General features: G+C 61.1%; 12 protein-coding genes and 1 pseudogene. 9 read left to right on the forward strand and 4 right to left on the reverse strand.

What is annotated here, in order from left to right; genetic code table 11:
• The first annotated feature begins 133 nt into the window (after window positions 1–133).
• The 8 genes from ACST81_RS24095 to ACST81_RS24130 all read left to right on the forward strand — a co-directional run bounded on the left by ACST81_RS24095 (window position 134) and on the right by ACST81_RS24130 (window position 8,967).
• On the forward strand, window positions 134–922 hold the full coding sequence (locus ACST81_RS24095; protein ID WP_438753941.1) for an IclR family transcriptional regulator: 789 nt from the start codon (window positions 134–136) through the stop codon (window positions 920–922).
• Window positions 923–957: 35 nt separating this feature from the next.
• On the forward strand, window positions 958–2,154 hold the full coding sequence (locus ACST81_RS24100) for a mandelate racemase/muconate lactonizing enzyme family protein (RefSeq protein ID WP_438753942.1): 1,197 nt from the start codon (window positions 958–960) through the stop codon (window positions 2,152–2,154).
• A gap of 220 nt (window positions 2,155–2,374) precedes the next feature.
• Window positions 2,375–3,523 carry a mannonate dehydratase gene (locus tag ACST81_RS24105; protein WP_438753944.1) on the forward strand — a complete coding sequence of 383 codons (1,149 nt, stop codon included), beginning with the start codon at window positions 2,375–2,377 and terminating at the stop codon, window positions 3,521–3,523.
• Window positions 3,524–3,563: 40 nt separating this feature from the next.
• The gene (locus tag ACST81_RS24110; RefSeq protein ID WP_438753946.1) at window positions 3,564–4,814 is read left to right on the forward strand and encodes an ABC transporter substrate-binding protein; all 1,251 of its coding nucleotides are present in this window, start codon (window positions 3,564–3,566) and stop codon (window positions 4,812–4,814) included.
• A gap of 79 nt (window positions 4,815–4,893) precedes the next feature.
• Entirely contained in the window at window positions 4,894–5,754 is an 861-nt protein-coding gene (locus tag ACST81_RS24115; RefSeq protein WP_438753948.1) for a carbohydrate ABC transporter permease, read from the forward strand.
• 3 nt (window positions 5,755–5,757) lie between these two features.
• Entirely contained in the window at window positions 5,758–6,585 is an 828-nt protein-coding gene (locus ACST81_RS24120; RefSeq protein ID WP_438753950.1) for a carbohydrate ABC transporter permease, read from the forward strand.
• A gap of 29 nt (window positions 6,586–6,614) precedes the next feature.
• Window positions 6,615–7,697, forward strand: a complete 1,083-nt coding sequence (locus ACST81_RS24125) for an ABC transporter ATP-binding protein (protein ID WP_438753952.1) — start codon at window positions 6,615–6,617, stop codon at window positions 7,695–7,697.
• Window positions 7,669–8,967, forward strand: a complete 1,299-nt coding sequence (locus ACST81_RS24130; protein ID WP_438753954.1) for a glycerate kinase type-2 family protein — start codon at window positions 7,669–7,671, stop codon at window positions 8,965–8,967. Before ACST81_RS24125 ends, ACST81_RS24130 begins: the two co-directional genes overlap by 29 nt.
• A 246-nt stretch (window positions 8,968–9,213) precedes the next feature.
• On the opposite strand, the gene denD is transcribed toward ACST81_RS24130, so the two are convergent.
• The 3 genes and pseudogenes from denD to kduI form a co-directional block, all read right to left on the reverse strand.
• The gene (denD, locus tag ACST81_RS24135) at window positions 9,214–10,200 is read right to left on the reverse strand and encodes a D-erythronate dehydrogenase (RefSeq protein WP_438753955.1); all 987 of its coding nucleotides are present in this window, start codon (window positions 10,198–10,200) and stop codon (window positions 9,214–9,216) included.
• Window positions 10,201–10,281: 81 nt separating this feature from the next.
• Window positions 10,282–11,036 (reverse strand): annotated as a pseudogene (gene kduD, locus ACST81_RS24140) (2-dehydro-3-deoxy-D-gluconate 5-dehydrogenase KduD).
• Window positions 11,037–11,041: 5 nt separating this feature from the next.
• On the reverse strand, window positions 11,042–11,878 hold the full coding sequence (gene kduI / locus ACST81_RS24145) for a 5-dehydro-4-deoxy-D-glucuronate isomerase (RefSeq protein ID WP_438753957.1): 837 nt from the start codon (window positions 11,876–11,878) through the stop codon (window positions 11,042–11,044).
• 229 nt (window positions 11,879–12,107) lie between these two features.
• On the opposite strand from kduI, the gene ACST81_RS24150 reads away from it, so the two are divergent.
• Window positions 12,108–13,148: an aldo/keto reductase gene (locus ACST81_RS24150; protein ID WP_438753959.1), complete on the forward strand. Its 1,041-nt coding sequence runs from the start codon at window positions 12,108–12,110 to the stop codon at window positions 13,146–13,148.
• Window positions 13,149–13,206: 58 nt separating this feature from the next.
• Here ACST81_RS24150 and ACST81_RS24155 read toward each other — a convergent pair whose 3' ends face one another.
• Window positions 13,207–14,184, reverse strand: a complete 978-nt coding sequence (locus ACST81_RS24155) for an aldo/keto reductase (RefSeq protein ID WP_438753961.1) — start codon at window positions 14,182–14,184, stop codon at window positions 13,207–13,209.
• Window positions 14,185–14,188: the final 4 nt, after the last annotated feature.

Below are 14,188 nucleotides of genomic sequence, written 5' to 3' on the forward strand. Positions count from 1 at the left end.
ATGACATTCATTTAAGAATGAAGCTTGACAAAGCCGGTGTCAATGAGGGAATGGAACAGACCAGAAAAAATCAAAGGTTGCTGCAAATGGGAATTTACGTCATTCGTAGCTGAATGACCGCCGGGGGCCTGTGATGAGCGACGACATCCATCAAGACAACAAGGACAAGTATGGCGTTCCGGTGCTGGAGCGGATGATGGAAATCCTGTCATCGCTGGAGCTTCAGCCGGCGGGAGAAACCATCCGAAGCCTTTCCGACCAGTTGTCCGTGCCCCGGAGTACGGTCTATCGCATCCTTAATACCTTGCACGCGCACAACGTGGTGCAACGACGGCTCGACGGCACCTATGTACTGGGGCCGAGACTGCTTAGCCTGGCATCGAAAGTGCGCTCGGAAGCCACCTTCGACCTGGTGGCCCTCGCCCAGCCGATCATGAAGAGGCTGGCAGAGGCGACAGGTGAGGCAAACAAGCTGTCCGTGCTGGACAATCAGGCCGTGGTCGTGGTCGCCTCCTTCGCCGGACAGGGACAGTATGCTCTCAATCCGGCGGTCGGGCAGTCCTTTCCCCTTCATGCCGGCGCCGCCAGCAAGATGCTTCTAGCGCATTTGGAAGCAGGCGCGATCGACAGGTTCCTGGCCGGCCCCCTGCCGAAATACACGCCTCGCACCATCATTGATCCGGCCAAACTGTCCAGCGAGTTGAGCAAGATCCGCAAGCAGGGATGGGCAAGCGACAGGGGCGAACATGGCGGTAGCGTCTGGGCCGTTGCAGCACCCGTGACCGCGCCGTCCGGCCAGATGATTGCGGCGCTGAGCATACCCTTTCTGGCGGCCGACAAGGAGACTGAGGAACGGGACCGACTGCTCGACCTGGTGATCGAGGCGGCAGCGGACATATCGAGCCGGATTCCGGATATTTGATCGAGCCGCCTCGCCGGCGGCAGCGGGAGGAAACCATGAAAATCGTTGACGTGAAATGCGCTCTGTTCGGGCGCCACCCTGTCGTGCGCCTTGTCACCGACGAGGGACTTTCGGGCTACGGCCAGGTGGAATTCTGGAAGCCCTACGCGAAGGAGCATATCCTGCTGCTCCGCGACATGATCCTTGGCATGGACCCGACCAATGTCGAGCGCGTGATGCTGCGCATCCGTCACCGCGGCGCCTTCAAACCCTGGGGTAGTGCGATCAGCGCCATCGAGATGGCCTGCTGGGATCTCGCCGGCAAAGCGGCGGGCGTTCCGGTCTACAAACTGCTCGGGGGAAAGGTCCGTGATCGCGTCCGCGTCTACAATGGCGGCTTGCGCTTTCCAATGACCGGCTGGGGCCCGGAAGATTATGCCAAAGACGTCCGCAAGATGATGGCGTCCCCCGAAGGGTTCACCATCATCAAGCAGCCCATCGCCTTCCACAGTCCCATGGCGCGACAGGTGGCGGATTTCCACTACGGCGAGGTCACGACGACGCCAATGCCGGGCCTGCGGGATACTGGATACCTTACCGAAAGAGGCTTCAATCATGTCGTCCAGTGCGTGGAGGCGATGAAGGAGGTCTGTGGCGACACGGTGGGGCTGGCGCTTGACTGCGGCCCCGGATGGACCCTGCCCGATGCCAAGAAATTCGCCAAGGCGATGGAGCCGCTGAACCTGATGTGGATCGAGGATATGCTGACGGGCGATCAAACGCCCTATGTCAACGCTCCCGCCTACCGCGACCTGACCACAAGCACGACCACCCCGATCCATACCGGAGAGCAGATCTACCTGCGGCAGAACTTCCGCGAACTGATCGAAACCCGAGCGGTCAATATCCTTGGCCCCGACCCCTGCGACGTCGGCGGGATCGCCGAATTGAAACGGGTCGCCGAATATGCCGAGATTCACGGGCTGCTGTTTGCGCCGCACGGCACGGCCAACGGCCTGCTCGGCCTTGCCGCCCTTGTCCAGGTCTCAGCCACCCTGCCCCAGAACTACATCGCCTTCGAAATCCCGGTCGGGGAGCCGGACTGGTGGTACGACATCGTCGAAGGGTTACCCAATCCGATCGTCAGGGACGGCTTCGTCGACGTCTGGGATCGCCCCGGCATGGGGGTCGATTTCATCATCGACAAGGCGATCGCCTATCTCACGGAAGAAGATCGCGGCTTCTTCGACTGACGACAGAAGCTCGGACATGTGTTCGATAAGCGAGGTGGCTGAGCCTCCTCGCACCGATGTCGCTTGGCTGACGTTTTGAAACGACGTGTTTCCCACGCTTTTGAAGGAAACCCGTTTTCCGCAAGAACCCGCTTGACAGATGAGAAAACCATACTCATTCTAATGCGAACATCATCAGTTCATATTTGACTTGATGATGTGAGGCGAGGAGGAGAGATGCTTGCCCATCCGAGTTGGAATGACACTGTCCGGAGAGCGGCTTAATCGCGACAATGCGCGGTTCGCACAACAACTCGGCATCAAGGATGTCGTGGTGCATCTCGGCCGCTATCCGCGCGTCGAGGATCCGGAGCCGTATCTGAGCGGCGGACAACCGGGTCCCATCCTCGGCGACTGCAGCCGCCACGCGCGCTGGACCTACGACGACATGAAGGACGTCGTCGACATGCTTGGCGAACATGGGCTGACGGTTGCGGCGATGGAAAATTTCGCGCCGAACTTCTGGTCTGACATCCTGCTGGACGGTCCGAACAAGCGGCAACAGATGGATGGGTTGAAGCGACTTGTGGAAGATGCGGGTCGCGCCGGCATCAAGGTCATCGGCTACAATTTCTCGATCGCGGGCGTCTGGGGTTGGCGGCGACTTCCGGTGGGGCGCGGCGGAGCCGTCACATCGGTATTCGATACCGCGAGCTTCGATGCTCAGGCACCAATTCCCGACGGGATGGTGTGGAACATGCGTTACCGTCCTGCCGTGCCCGGCGCCGCCCCCGTCAGCGTCTCGGAAGGCGAACTCTGGCAACGCCTCGAGTGGTTCCTGAAGGAACTCGTACCGGTCGCCGAAGCGGCCGGAGTGAAACTGGCCGCCCATCCAGACGACCCACCGATGGAAACGTTGCGCGGCACAGCACGGCTGGTCAACCAGCCCGCCAAATACGACCGCCTGCTCTCGGTCATCGACAGCCCGTCCAACGCCTTGGAATACTGCATCGGCTCGCTGCAGGAAATGACCACCGGCAATATCTACGACACGACCCGGCGGTTCGCCCGCTCCGGCCGGATTGCCTATGTCCACTTCCGCAACGTGAAGGGCAAGGTACCCCGCTATGAAGAGACATTCGTCGATAATGGCGACGTGGACATGGCCGAAATCGTCCGCATTCTGCGGGACGAATCCTTCGATGGCGTGATGGTGCCGGACCACGTGCCGGATGTTCACAGCAATGCGCCATGGCACGCCGGGATGGCCTACACCATCGGCTACATGCGGGCCATCGGCTACATGCGGGCCCTCGTCGGACATGCCGACCTGCTTGGCCCCGCGACATATGCTTCAAGCGACGACGCGGCCATCTCGCAGGCAGTGTGAGCGTCGTCGGTATTCGAAAACGACCAGGGAGGAGAAACCAATGAAACGCAAAACCAGAATACTCGCCGCAGGACTGGCGCTGATGTTGTCCCACGCGACCTGCGCATCCGCCGCCGATCTGGTGTGGTGGACGATGAACTGGAACGAACAGAAGGCAAAGGATTTCGCAGCCGAGTTCATGAAGGAAAATCCCGGGACAAACGTTCGCGTCGAGGCGAATGTCGCCGGCGGCCTGCAGAGCCGCATTCTGGTTGCTCTCCAATCGGGCAGCACGCCGGACCTGATCGATGTCCAGAACGGCGTCAACATACCGTTGGCAGAGACCGGCAAGCTGGAGCCCCTGCGTGACCATCTGACGGCGGCGGGCGTAAACTTCGACGACGTGCTTCCCGCAAGCCTCGATACCGCCACCTTCAACGGCGAGCTCTACGGCCTGCCCTTCCAGGCCGAAGCCCACGCCCTGATCTACAACAGGGGAGCCTACAAGGAGGCAGGTCTCGATCCCGACAGGCCACCGCAAACCTGGACCGAATTCCTTGATTACGCCAAGGCCCTCACCCGCACCAACAGCGCCGGTCAAAAGGTCTATGGTTACGGCGTATCGGGCGGCGGAGCCGACCAGCCTGGCAATGCCCTGTTTCGCTCGCTGCCTTTCATGTGGATGAATGGGGGCGGCATTCTCGGCCCCGACAACAAGGACGTGACCATCAATTCTCCGGAGTCGGTGGAAGCCGTCAAGTTTTATGTGGACCTCTTTACCACGTTGAAGGTCTCTCCGCCCTCCACTCTGGAAAACGACTCCAATGCACTCCGCCGCCTGTTCCAGGTGGGCAATGTCGCCATGATCCCCGGAGCGACCTCCGATATCGAGCGCATTCGCGAAGCTGCCCCCGAGATCGAACTGGGCGTCGCTCCGCTGCCCCACCCTGACGGCAAGGAGACGGCTGTCATTCTGGGCGGATGGAACTTCATCATCCCCAAGGACGCGCCCAACAAGGAAGCCGCGATCAAGCTGGCCGCCTTCATGTCGAACGCGGGGCGCCAGGCGGCCTACACCACGACCTTCCCTGCCGCAATGTCCGGACTGCAGGCGCAACGTTTCAACGATCCGCTGATGGACGCGCACAAAACCATGCTCCAGCACGCCCGGCCCCAGCCGGCTATCCCGCAATGGGGGCAGATCGGACAGATCTACTACAACTATCTTCAGGAGGCCCTGCTTGAAGGCAGCACAGTTCAGGAGGCGATGGACGCGGCGGCCGAGGAGATCAAATCCGTTCTGTCCCAGTGAACTGATCGACCGCCTCTTTGCAAGAACAGGTTGAACGCGCCCGGCGAGAACGGTCGGGCGCCCAACGACGGGAATTCACATGACATCGCGAAACATCAGTCCCGGCCTCTGGTTCATCCTACCGACCATGCTGCTGCTGGCGACACTGATCATCTACCCGATGCTCTCGACCGTGGAGCTCAGCCTTACCGATTCCAGCGGCGCCTTTGCCGGCATGCGCAACTTCAATGTGGCCATCAGCGCGCCCTCGACCAGGCTGATACTGTTCAACACGGCCTACTACGTCGTCGGCTCGGTGGTCTTTCAGCTCGTGCTCGGCATTCTCGCGGGCATCCTGCTCAATCAGCAGTTCGCCGGACGATCGGTGGTTCGCTCGCTGATGCTGATCCCGTGGGTCGTGCCGGGCATCGTCGCCGCCATGACCTGGGCGTGGATGTTTCACACCGACTACGGCATCATCAATTACATGCTGATGCAGCTCGGCATTATCTCCCAGCCCGTCGGCTGGCTGACCAATCCCGATACCGTCATGCCGGCCCTGATCGCCGTCAATGCCTGGAAAATGTTTCCCTTCGTCGCCGTGATGGTGCTGGCCGGCCTGCAATCGGTACCCGACGAATTGTATGAGGCGGTGCGGGTGGACGGCGCCAGCTTCTGGCACGAGATCTGGCACATCATGTTGCCCCAGCTCCAGCCCGTCCTGGTTTCCGTGACACTGCTCCTGACCATCTGGGCGCTCGACGGTATCACCATCATCTACTCGATCACCGGCGGCGGCCCCGCCAACCGCTCGATGATCTTCCCGATCCAGATCTATGTACAGGCCTTCGAATATTTCGAGTTCAACCGCGCAGCCGCGATGGCGGTTCTCTACTTCCTGTTCATCGCGGTGATCATTGTACTCTACATGCGCATGTTTGCGGCGCAGGATAAGGACTGATCCATGCAAGACAGACGCCGCACCCTTGTCATTTCGCTGCCGGTCGCCCTGCTGGTTCTCGTCGCGGTCTTCCCGTTTCTCTGGATGGCGGTCTCCGCCTTCAAGCCGCTCGCCCAGCTCTACACCATACCGCCGCGCTGGCTACCGGATCCGCCGACCCTCATCAACTTCAAGACCGTGCTCTTCGAGAGCAACATTCCGCGCTACTTCGTCAATAGCCTCATCATCTCGATCGGCTCTACTTCGCTGGCGCTGATCTTCGCCATCTTCGCGGCCTATGGTTTCGCGCGCTTTGATTTCCGCGGTCGCTCGGCCGCGCTTGCCTTCGTGCTGATCGGGCAGTTGCTGCCCACCGCAACCGTCATCGTGCCACTCTATATCGTTCTCAACTATTTCGGACTGATCAACACCTATCTTGGCTTGATCCTGGTCTATCTGATCCTCACGCTGCCACTCAGCGTCTGGATGCTCACGGGCTACTTCCGCGGCATCCCGAAGGAACTCGAGGATGCCGCCATCATCGATGGTGCGTCCCATCTCGGCGTGCTGTTCCGCATATCGTTGCCGCTGGTGTCCCCCGGCATTATCGCCGTGGCTCTCTATTCCTTCGTCGCGACGTGGAACGAGTTCGTCTTTGCCCTTTCCTTCGCGACCGAAAAGCAAATGAAGACACTGCCGATCGGGCTGGCCGAGTTTTCGACTGAATTCGATACCGACTGGGGCGCGGTCATGGCCGCCTCATTCGTCATGACCCTGCCGATCGCGCTCATCTTTCTGGTGATGCAGCGCATGTTCGTCAGCGGTCTCATGTCCGGCGCCACGAAGGGCTGACGGACGCAAGGGAAAAGGGAGGACCAGCTTTGGCTCAGGTTGAATTGAACAAGGTAGTGAAGAAATATGGGGCTTACGAGGCACTGCACGAAGTCGACATGCGGGTTGAAAACGGTGAGTTCGTCGTGCTTGTCGGCCCGTCAGGCTGCGGCAAGTCCACCCTGCTGCGCATGATCGCCGGCCTGGAAGCCATTTCCAGCGGCGCGATCAGCATCGGCGGACGCGTGGTCAACGACATCAGGCCCAAGGAGCGGGACATCGCCATGGTGTTCCAGTCCTATGCGCTCTATCCGCACATGACCGTGCGCAAGAACATGAGCTTCGCGCTCAAGCTCGCCAGCGTGCCGCAGCCGGAGATCGATGCGGCCGTCGAAAGAGCCGCCTCCATTCTGGGCCTGGGGGAGCTTCTCGACCGCAGGCCGAAGCAACTGTCCGGAGGACAGCGCCAACGCGTGGCCATGGGCCGTGCGATCGTTCGAAATCCGCAGGTCTTCCTTTTCGACGAACCGCTGTCGAACCTGGACGCGAAACTGAGGGTGCAGATGCGCGCCGAGATCCGCGAGCTGCATCAGCGGCTGGGAGCGACCACCGTCTATGTCACCCACGACCAGATCGAAGCCATGACCATGGCGGACAAGATCGTCGTCATGCGCCAGGGTTATATCGAGCAGATAGGCCATCCCCTGGAACTCTATGACCGCCCGGCCAATCTGTTCGTGGCAGGCTTCATTGGCTCCCCGGCCATGAATTTCATCGAGGGCGAGACCTCCGCCGCATCGCCTCAATCCTTTGTCGCGAAGGACGGCACCAGGATCGCCCTCCCTGCCCGATCGGCAGCCCTTGATGGTCGGCGGGTGATCCTTGCGATCCGGCCGGAGGATCTTGCGGTGGTCGGCGACGGAACGCCCGACGCCTTTGCCGCCACAGTCGTCGGCGTCGAGACCACCGGCCCCGAGAGCGTGATCCTCGTGGAGACCTGCGGCACGCGTGTCTCCCTTGTCCTGCGGGAACGCGCCAGCCTCAGGATCGGCGAGGCGGTGCTGCTGCGGGCGAATCCGGCAAAGCTGCATTTTTTCGAGAGCGATGACCGTGGCCAGCGCATTGTCACGTGACACCCGGCGCTTTCTGGCATCGCTGTTCGACGCGGCCGTAAGGGCGGCAAACCCTCGCGAAGGCATACGGCGACACCTGCCGGCCCCGCCCTTGGGAGGCCGGACCGTTGTCATCGGCGCTGGAAAAGGCGTCGCCCAGATGGCGGCGGCACTTGAGGCTTTATGGGAGGGGCCACTGTCCGGACTGGTCGTCAGCCGATACGGCTATGGCTGCCCTACGCGCACCATCGAGGTTGTCGAAGCGGCGCATCCGGTTCCGGACATGGCGGGCATGCGGGCGGCGGCCCGGCTCAAGCAGATCATCGCCGGCCTCACCGAGCAGGATCTGGTGATTGCGCTGATCTGCGGCGGCGGATCCTCGCTTCTGCCGGCCCCGCCAGAGGGATTTGATCTGCAGCACGAAATCCTGCTGAACGAACGGCTACTGGCCTCGGGCGCCCCCATCTCGGCAATGAACGCGGTCCGCAAGCATTTTTCCACCATCAAGGGTGGCCGGCTGGCCGCTCTGACGCGGGCGCGGGTGGTTAGTCTGATCGTTTCCGACATTCCCGGCGACAATCCGGCCTTCGTCGCCTCCGGGCCGACCGTCCCCGATGGCACCAACCGGCATGATGCCCTCGACGTCATCGCGCGGTACCGGCTGGATCTTCCGACCTCCATGTTGAACCACTTCAAGGCGCCGGTCGCAGCGGCACCGGACCCGACGGACGCTGCCTTCACCTTGAACGAACATCATGTCGTCGTATCTGCGCGGATATCTCTGGAAGCCGCCGCGGCGCTGGCCCTCGACAGCGGCGTGACGCCTTATATTCTCTCCGATGCAATCGAGGGCGAGGCTCGTGACGCCGCACTGGTTCATGCGGCGATCGCCCGGGAGACTGCGGCGCGCGACCGGCCCTTCCGCAAACCGGCGCTGCTTCTGTCAGGGGGCGAGACGACGGTAACACTCCGGGGCGCGGGCGGGCGCGGTGGACGAAATGGGGAGTTTGCGCTCGCGATGGCCATGGCAATCGACGGTCTGAATGTAACAGGCCTTGCAGCCGACACCGATGGAATCGATGGCACCGAAAACAATGCCGGCGCCTTTTTCGACGGATCCTCGGTCCGGCGATTGCAATCCGCGAGCCTGGATGGTGGTGCTCTGCTGGCGCAACATGCCTCTTACAAAGGCTTCGAGGCGATCGGAGACCTGTTCGTCACCGGCCCCACAGGCACCAATGTCAACGATTTCAGAGCAATTCTGATCAGCGACGGCTGTCACTCGGCTTGAAATGTTTTGCCGGAAAGTTGGATTGGCGAAGGCCGGAATTTCCGATGCCAAGTTGGCATCTTGCACGAAGTCGGAAATTGCCCTTCACGAGATCGATCGGTTGACCGCGGTCGGAGGCCGGTTCAGCTTCGACGGGACACTCCTTAATTTTTAAATCTTTCGCACCGTGAATGACGATCGCTTTGATGATCTCTGATAAAAAATGGTCACCCGCAGCAATCCACCGAAATGGAGGGCGCAGAGACGTTATCCGATCCGACCACCAAGTTCGTCCTCCACATAAATGCGAATGATATCCGCCATGGTGCTTTCCGCTCGAAAGCCGAGTGATAGCGCCAGCGCCGGCGCGTAGTCGAAAGCCCAGCCATCGACGATCGTCTTGATGCGTTCGTCCGGCACGCGGCGGATGAGCGTGACGGCATTTTCGCCCGCCACGTCGCGAAGCGCTTCAATCTGATCCGCAACTGTTGCGGAAAGACCCGGCATGATCAGGTTACGCCGCGCGCCGAGCCTGGACAGATCGATGGATGCCCCGTGCAGAAGGAAGCCGATGGCGGAGCGTGGGCTGGCGAACCAGTGGCGAACCGTATCCTCGACCGGCAGGATGGCCTCCTGCCCGACCAGGGGTTCGCGCAGGATATTGGAGAAGAACCCGGATGCCGCCGCATTGGGCTTTCCGGGCCGGATGCAGATCGTCGGCAGGCGGATGCCGACGCCGTCGAAGATGCCGCGGCGGCTGTAGTCGGCAAGCAGCATCTCGGTGATGGCCTTCTGCGTCCCATAGCTTGTGGTCGGCGCCGTCAGGAAATCGTCGGTGATCGGCGAGGCGAAGGGCGGGCCGAAAACGGCAAGCGACGAACAGAAGACCAGTCGAGGAAAATAGCCGTTCGCTTCGCTCTCGGCACGGATGGCTTCAAACAGCAGCCGGCTCCCGTCGAGGTTGATCCGGTAGCCCTTGGCAAAATCAACCTCCGCTTCGCCTGAAACGATGGCCGCAAGGTGGAAAATGACATCAGGCCGCTGAGCGATCAGATTTTTGGCGCGTCCAGCCTCGGAAAGGTCAACGACCTCGGTCATGACCTCACCGGAAAATCCTTCGGGAGGGCTTGGCGGAAAGATATCGACTAGGGTCAGCTTGTCGACGGCTTGGCCCGACAGCACACCGTCTACGGCAATGCGGGCGGAGAGCTTGCGGCCGATCATGCCGGCCGCCCCAATGATCAGCACATGCATCCTATTCACCTTTCGTTTCGAAAGCACGACCGATGCCGGGTCCGTAGCGGAATGCTGGCCCGTACCACCGGAAGGCCTTGCTCACCGCGCCAGCCAGCCGCCATCCACCGGCAGCACGGTACCATGCACGTAATCCGATGCGGAAGATGCCAGGAAGACCGCTGCACCACCGATATCGGCCGGATTTCCCCAGCGGCCGGCCGGGATACGGGCAAGGATGCTGCTGCTGCGATCCGGATCTTCCCGCAACGCCGTCGTGTTGTTGGTGACGAATAGCCGGGGGCGATGGCATTGACGTTGACACCTTTTCCCGCCCATTCGCAGGCCAGAAGCTTGGTCAGCCCGGCGATACCGCTTTTCGAGGCCGTGTAGGATGGAATCCGGATGCCGCCCTGGAAGGATAGCATCGAGGCGATGTTGATAACCTTGCCCCTGCCCTTTTCAAGCATGTGGTGCGCGGCGGCCTGGGTCAGGAAGAACGCAGTCTTCAGGTTGATGTTCATCACAGCGTCCCAGTCTTCCTCGGTAAAATCGATCGCGTCAGCGCGACGGACGATACCGGCATTGTTGACCAGGATATCGATGCTTCCAAATGTCTTGAGGGTTTCAGCGACGATCGACTTGACCGGATCGATGGAGCCGAGATCGGCAGTGATCGCATGGAACCCGGCGCCGATCTGGCGGACCAGCGTTCCGGTTTCGTCCATCGGCGAGCGACCAACGGCGACGATGGAGGCGCCCGCCTGTGCCAGTGCCACGGCAATTCCCTGGCCGATTCCGGTATTCGCCCCGGTCACGATGGCTATGCGGCCGGAGAGATCGAAAGGATTTGCCATGCCGGTTACCTCAACTCGCCGATTGCGACGTGATCCATGTCGGTGAAATTCTTGTTGTCGCCGGCCATCGCCCAGATGAAGCTGTAATTGCTGGTGCCGGCACCGGAATGGATCGACCAGGGCGGCGAGATGACCGCCTGCTCGTTGCCCACCAGCAGATGCCGCGTCTGCGTCGGTTCACCCATGTAATGGAAAATCCGCTGATCCGCAGGCACGTCGAAATAGAGATAGGCTTCCATGCGACGGTCATGCGTATGGGAGGGCATGGTGTTCCAGACGCTGCCTGGTTCCAGCATCGTGAATCCCATGCTCAACTGGCAGGACTGGCAGACTTCCGGATGGATGAACTGGAAGATCGAACGCTTGTTGGCCGTCTCCAAGGCCCCGACCTTCATCTGGCGCGCCTTCTCGGGCGTCAAATGCACGGTCGGATGGACCGCATGGGCGGGCGCCGAGACAAGGTAGAACTTCGCCGGATTTTCCGGGTCGACACTTTCGAACAGGACCTCGACGATGCCCTTGCCGATATAAAGGCAATCCAGCCGGGCCAGATCATGGGCCGTTCCATCAAGCCGGATGCGGCCCGGTCCGCCAACATTGAGCGCGCCGAGTTCCCGTTCGGCAAGGAATGTTTCCTGACCGATGGGCTTTGGCGCGGACAGGGCGAGAGGCGTGGCAAGCGGTGTCGCGCCGCCGAGCACCATGCGATCATAGTGGGAATAGGTGAGGACGATTTCACCCGGCTCGAAGATCGTTTCGACGAGAAACTGTTCCCTGAGCTTTTCGGTATCGAAGGCCCGGACCGCCTCCGGATGCGAGGCGTGCCGTATGTCAATTTTCATCGTTTCCATCCATTTTTATCAAGGCGATTCGCTTGGAGATTCTGGTCGCCCGTTCGATAGGAGCGGGGGGCGGAAGCATTACAAGCGGATTGCCACTGCACTCTATCATCCTCTTACCTTGTTGTACGACAAGTTCTGTGTCAATGTCTTTGTGCGGTTTGGCGTCGGGCCGCACAAAGACATTGAACGACTATGGCTGTTCGCAGGAACGGGAATACAAGGAGTTGAGATGAAGAAAATTCTGTCGAGAGCCGTGACGGATGGCTTGAGCGTCACCACAATGGGGCTGGGTGGAACCGGGCTCGGCAACATGTATCGATCCACCGATCCGCGGGATGCGCATGCGACGGTGCATGCGGCCTATGAGAACGGCATCCGCTATTTCGACACGGCTCCGGTCTATGGTTTTGGCCTCGCGGAAACCCGCCTGGGCGACGCGATCAAGTCGCTGCCGCGCGACGAGATCGTCATCTCGTCGAAGGTCGGTTACGATCTCGTGCCCATTGCGCCATCCGAGGTGACGCCACAACTCTGGGATGACGCGCCGCCGTTCCGAGCGGATTTCGATTATTCCCGCGACGGCGTGCTGCGTTCGATCGAAAACACGCTGAAACGGCTCGGCACCGACTATGTCGATATGCTGGCAATCCACGATCCCGACGAGGCCATTCATTTCGCACCCGGCGAAGACCCCTATGCCCGCAGTCGGTTTCGAGAAGCCATGGACGGCGCTTATATGGTGCTTGACGAGCTTCGGTCGCAAGGCGTGATCAAGGCGGTCGGCGTCGGCATCAACCAGTGGCAGATGCTGTCGGATTTCGTCGTTGCCGGCCATTTCGACTATTTCCTGTTGGCCGGGCGTTACACCCTGCTGGAACAGGAACCACTGTCGGTTCTCTTCCCTGTCTGCGAAGAACGCGGCACCAGGATCGTCATCGGCGGCCCTTATAATTCCGGGATTCTTGCCACCGGCGCCAGAGACGGCGCCACCTTCAACACACGCGCGGCGCCTGCCCATGTGCTCGACCGTGTCCGGCGAATCGAGGCTGTGTGCGACCGCCACGGCATTCCCCTGCCTGCGGCGGCCCTGCAGTTTCCGCTCGGGCACCCCGCCGTCGTCAGCGTCATTCCGGGTGCTCGATCGGTCGCCGAACTGACCCAGAATCTGGATTACATGCGGGTGAACATCCCGGCTGCCCTTTGGGACGACCTGATGGCCGAAGGCCTCGTGCAGTCCGGCTCGCCGCTGCCGTTAGGTGCTGCGGCCTGAAGCGATGATACCCCGCCGGACGGAAATCCGGCGGGGTATCATTAAAGGCAGGCTGGATTTAGCGAAGACCGTCGATGTCGGTCCAGAATGCGTCCGGTATCGCGTATTTCGACCATTCCAGGTTCTGCGCGATCCGCTCCGGCCTGCTCATCCCGAGCACTGCCGCCGATACCAGTTTGTTGCGGAATGGAAACTGTATGGCGGCGGCCTGCAGCGGCACGCCGTGCTTTTCGCAGATCCGCTCGATCCGTTGCGCCCGTGCCGTGATCTCCGCCGGCGGTGCACCGTAGTCGTAGGTTGCAGCACTCTTGTCCGATCCCGTTGCCAGGATGCCGGAGTTGAACACGCCGGCCACGACGATTTCCGTGCCGGCCTTTTCGGCTGCTGGAAAGAGATCATCGGCGGCGCTGTGATCCAGCAAGGTATAACGCCCGGCGATCATCACCGCATCGAACTGCCCGGCCTCGACGAAGCGCGTTGCAACGTCGCCCTCGTTGACGCCGACACCGATCGCCCTGACATGACCCGCCTTGCGCAGATCGTCGAGTGCCCGGTAAGAGCCTTCCATGGCTTCGCCGAAACGGCGATCATAGGCATCGCCATGGGTAAAGCGGTCGACGTCGTGGATATAGACGAGATCGAAATCCGGAAAACCAAGGCGGTTGGCCGATTGCTCCAGTGACCGCATCGTCCCGTCATAGCTATAATCGAACACAGGTTTCAGCCGCAATGGAGAGGCCCAGAGCCCATAATCAACCGCCTCCCCGCGCGGCGGCAGCATGTACCGGCCGACCTTCGTCGAGACGGTGATGCTGTCGCGCGGCACGGTGCGCAAATACTGGCCGAGCCTCAGTTCGCTCAAGCCGTGGCCATAGAGCGGTGCAGTATCGAAATAGCGCAAGCCCGCGTCGTAGGCCGTCGCCAGAACTTCCCGCGCTGCTTCCTCCGAGACGTCCCGGTAGAGCGTGCCGATGCCGCTGGCGCCGAAACCGAGCCGGGATGCAAAGCCGATGCGGCAATGGTCATCGTTGGTCATACGA

The sequence above is a fragment of the Pararhizobium sp. O133 genome, from assembly GCF_051669845.1.
In the GTDB taxonomy this organism is placed as follows: domain Bacteria; phylum Pseudomonadota; class Alphaproteobacteria; order Rhizobiales; family Rhizobiaceae; genus Pararhizobium.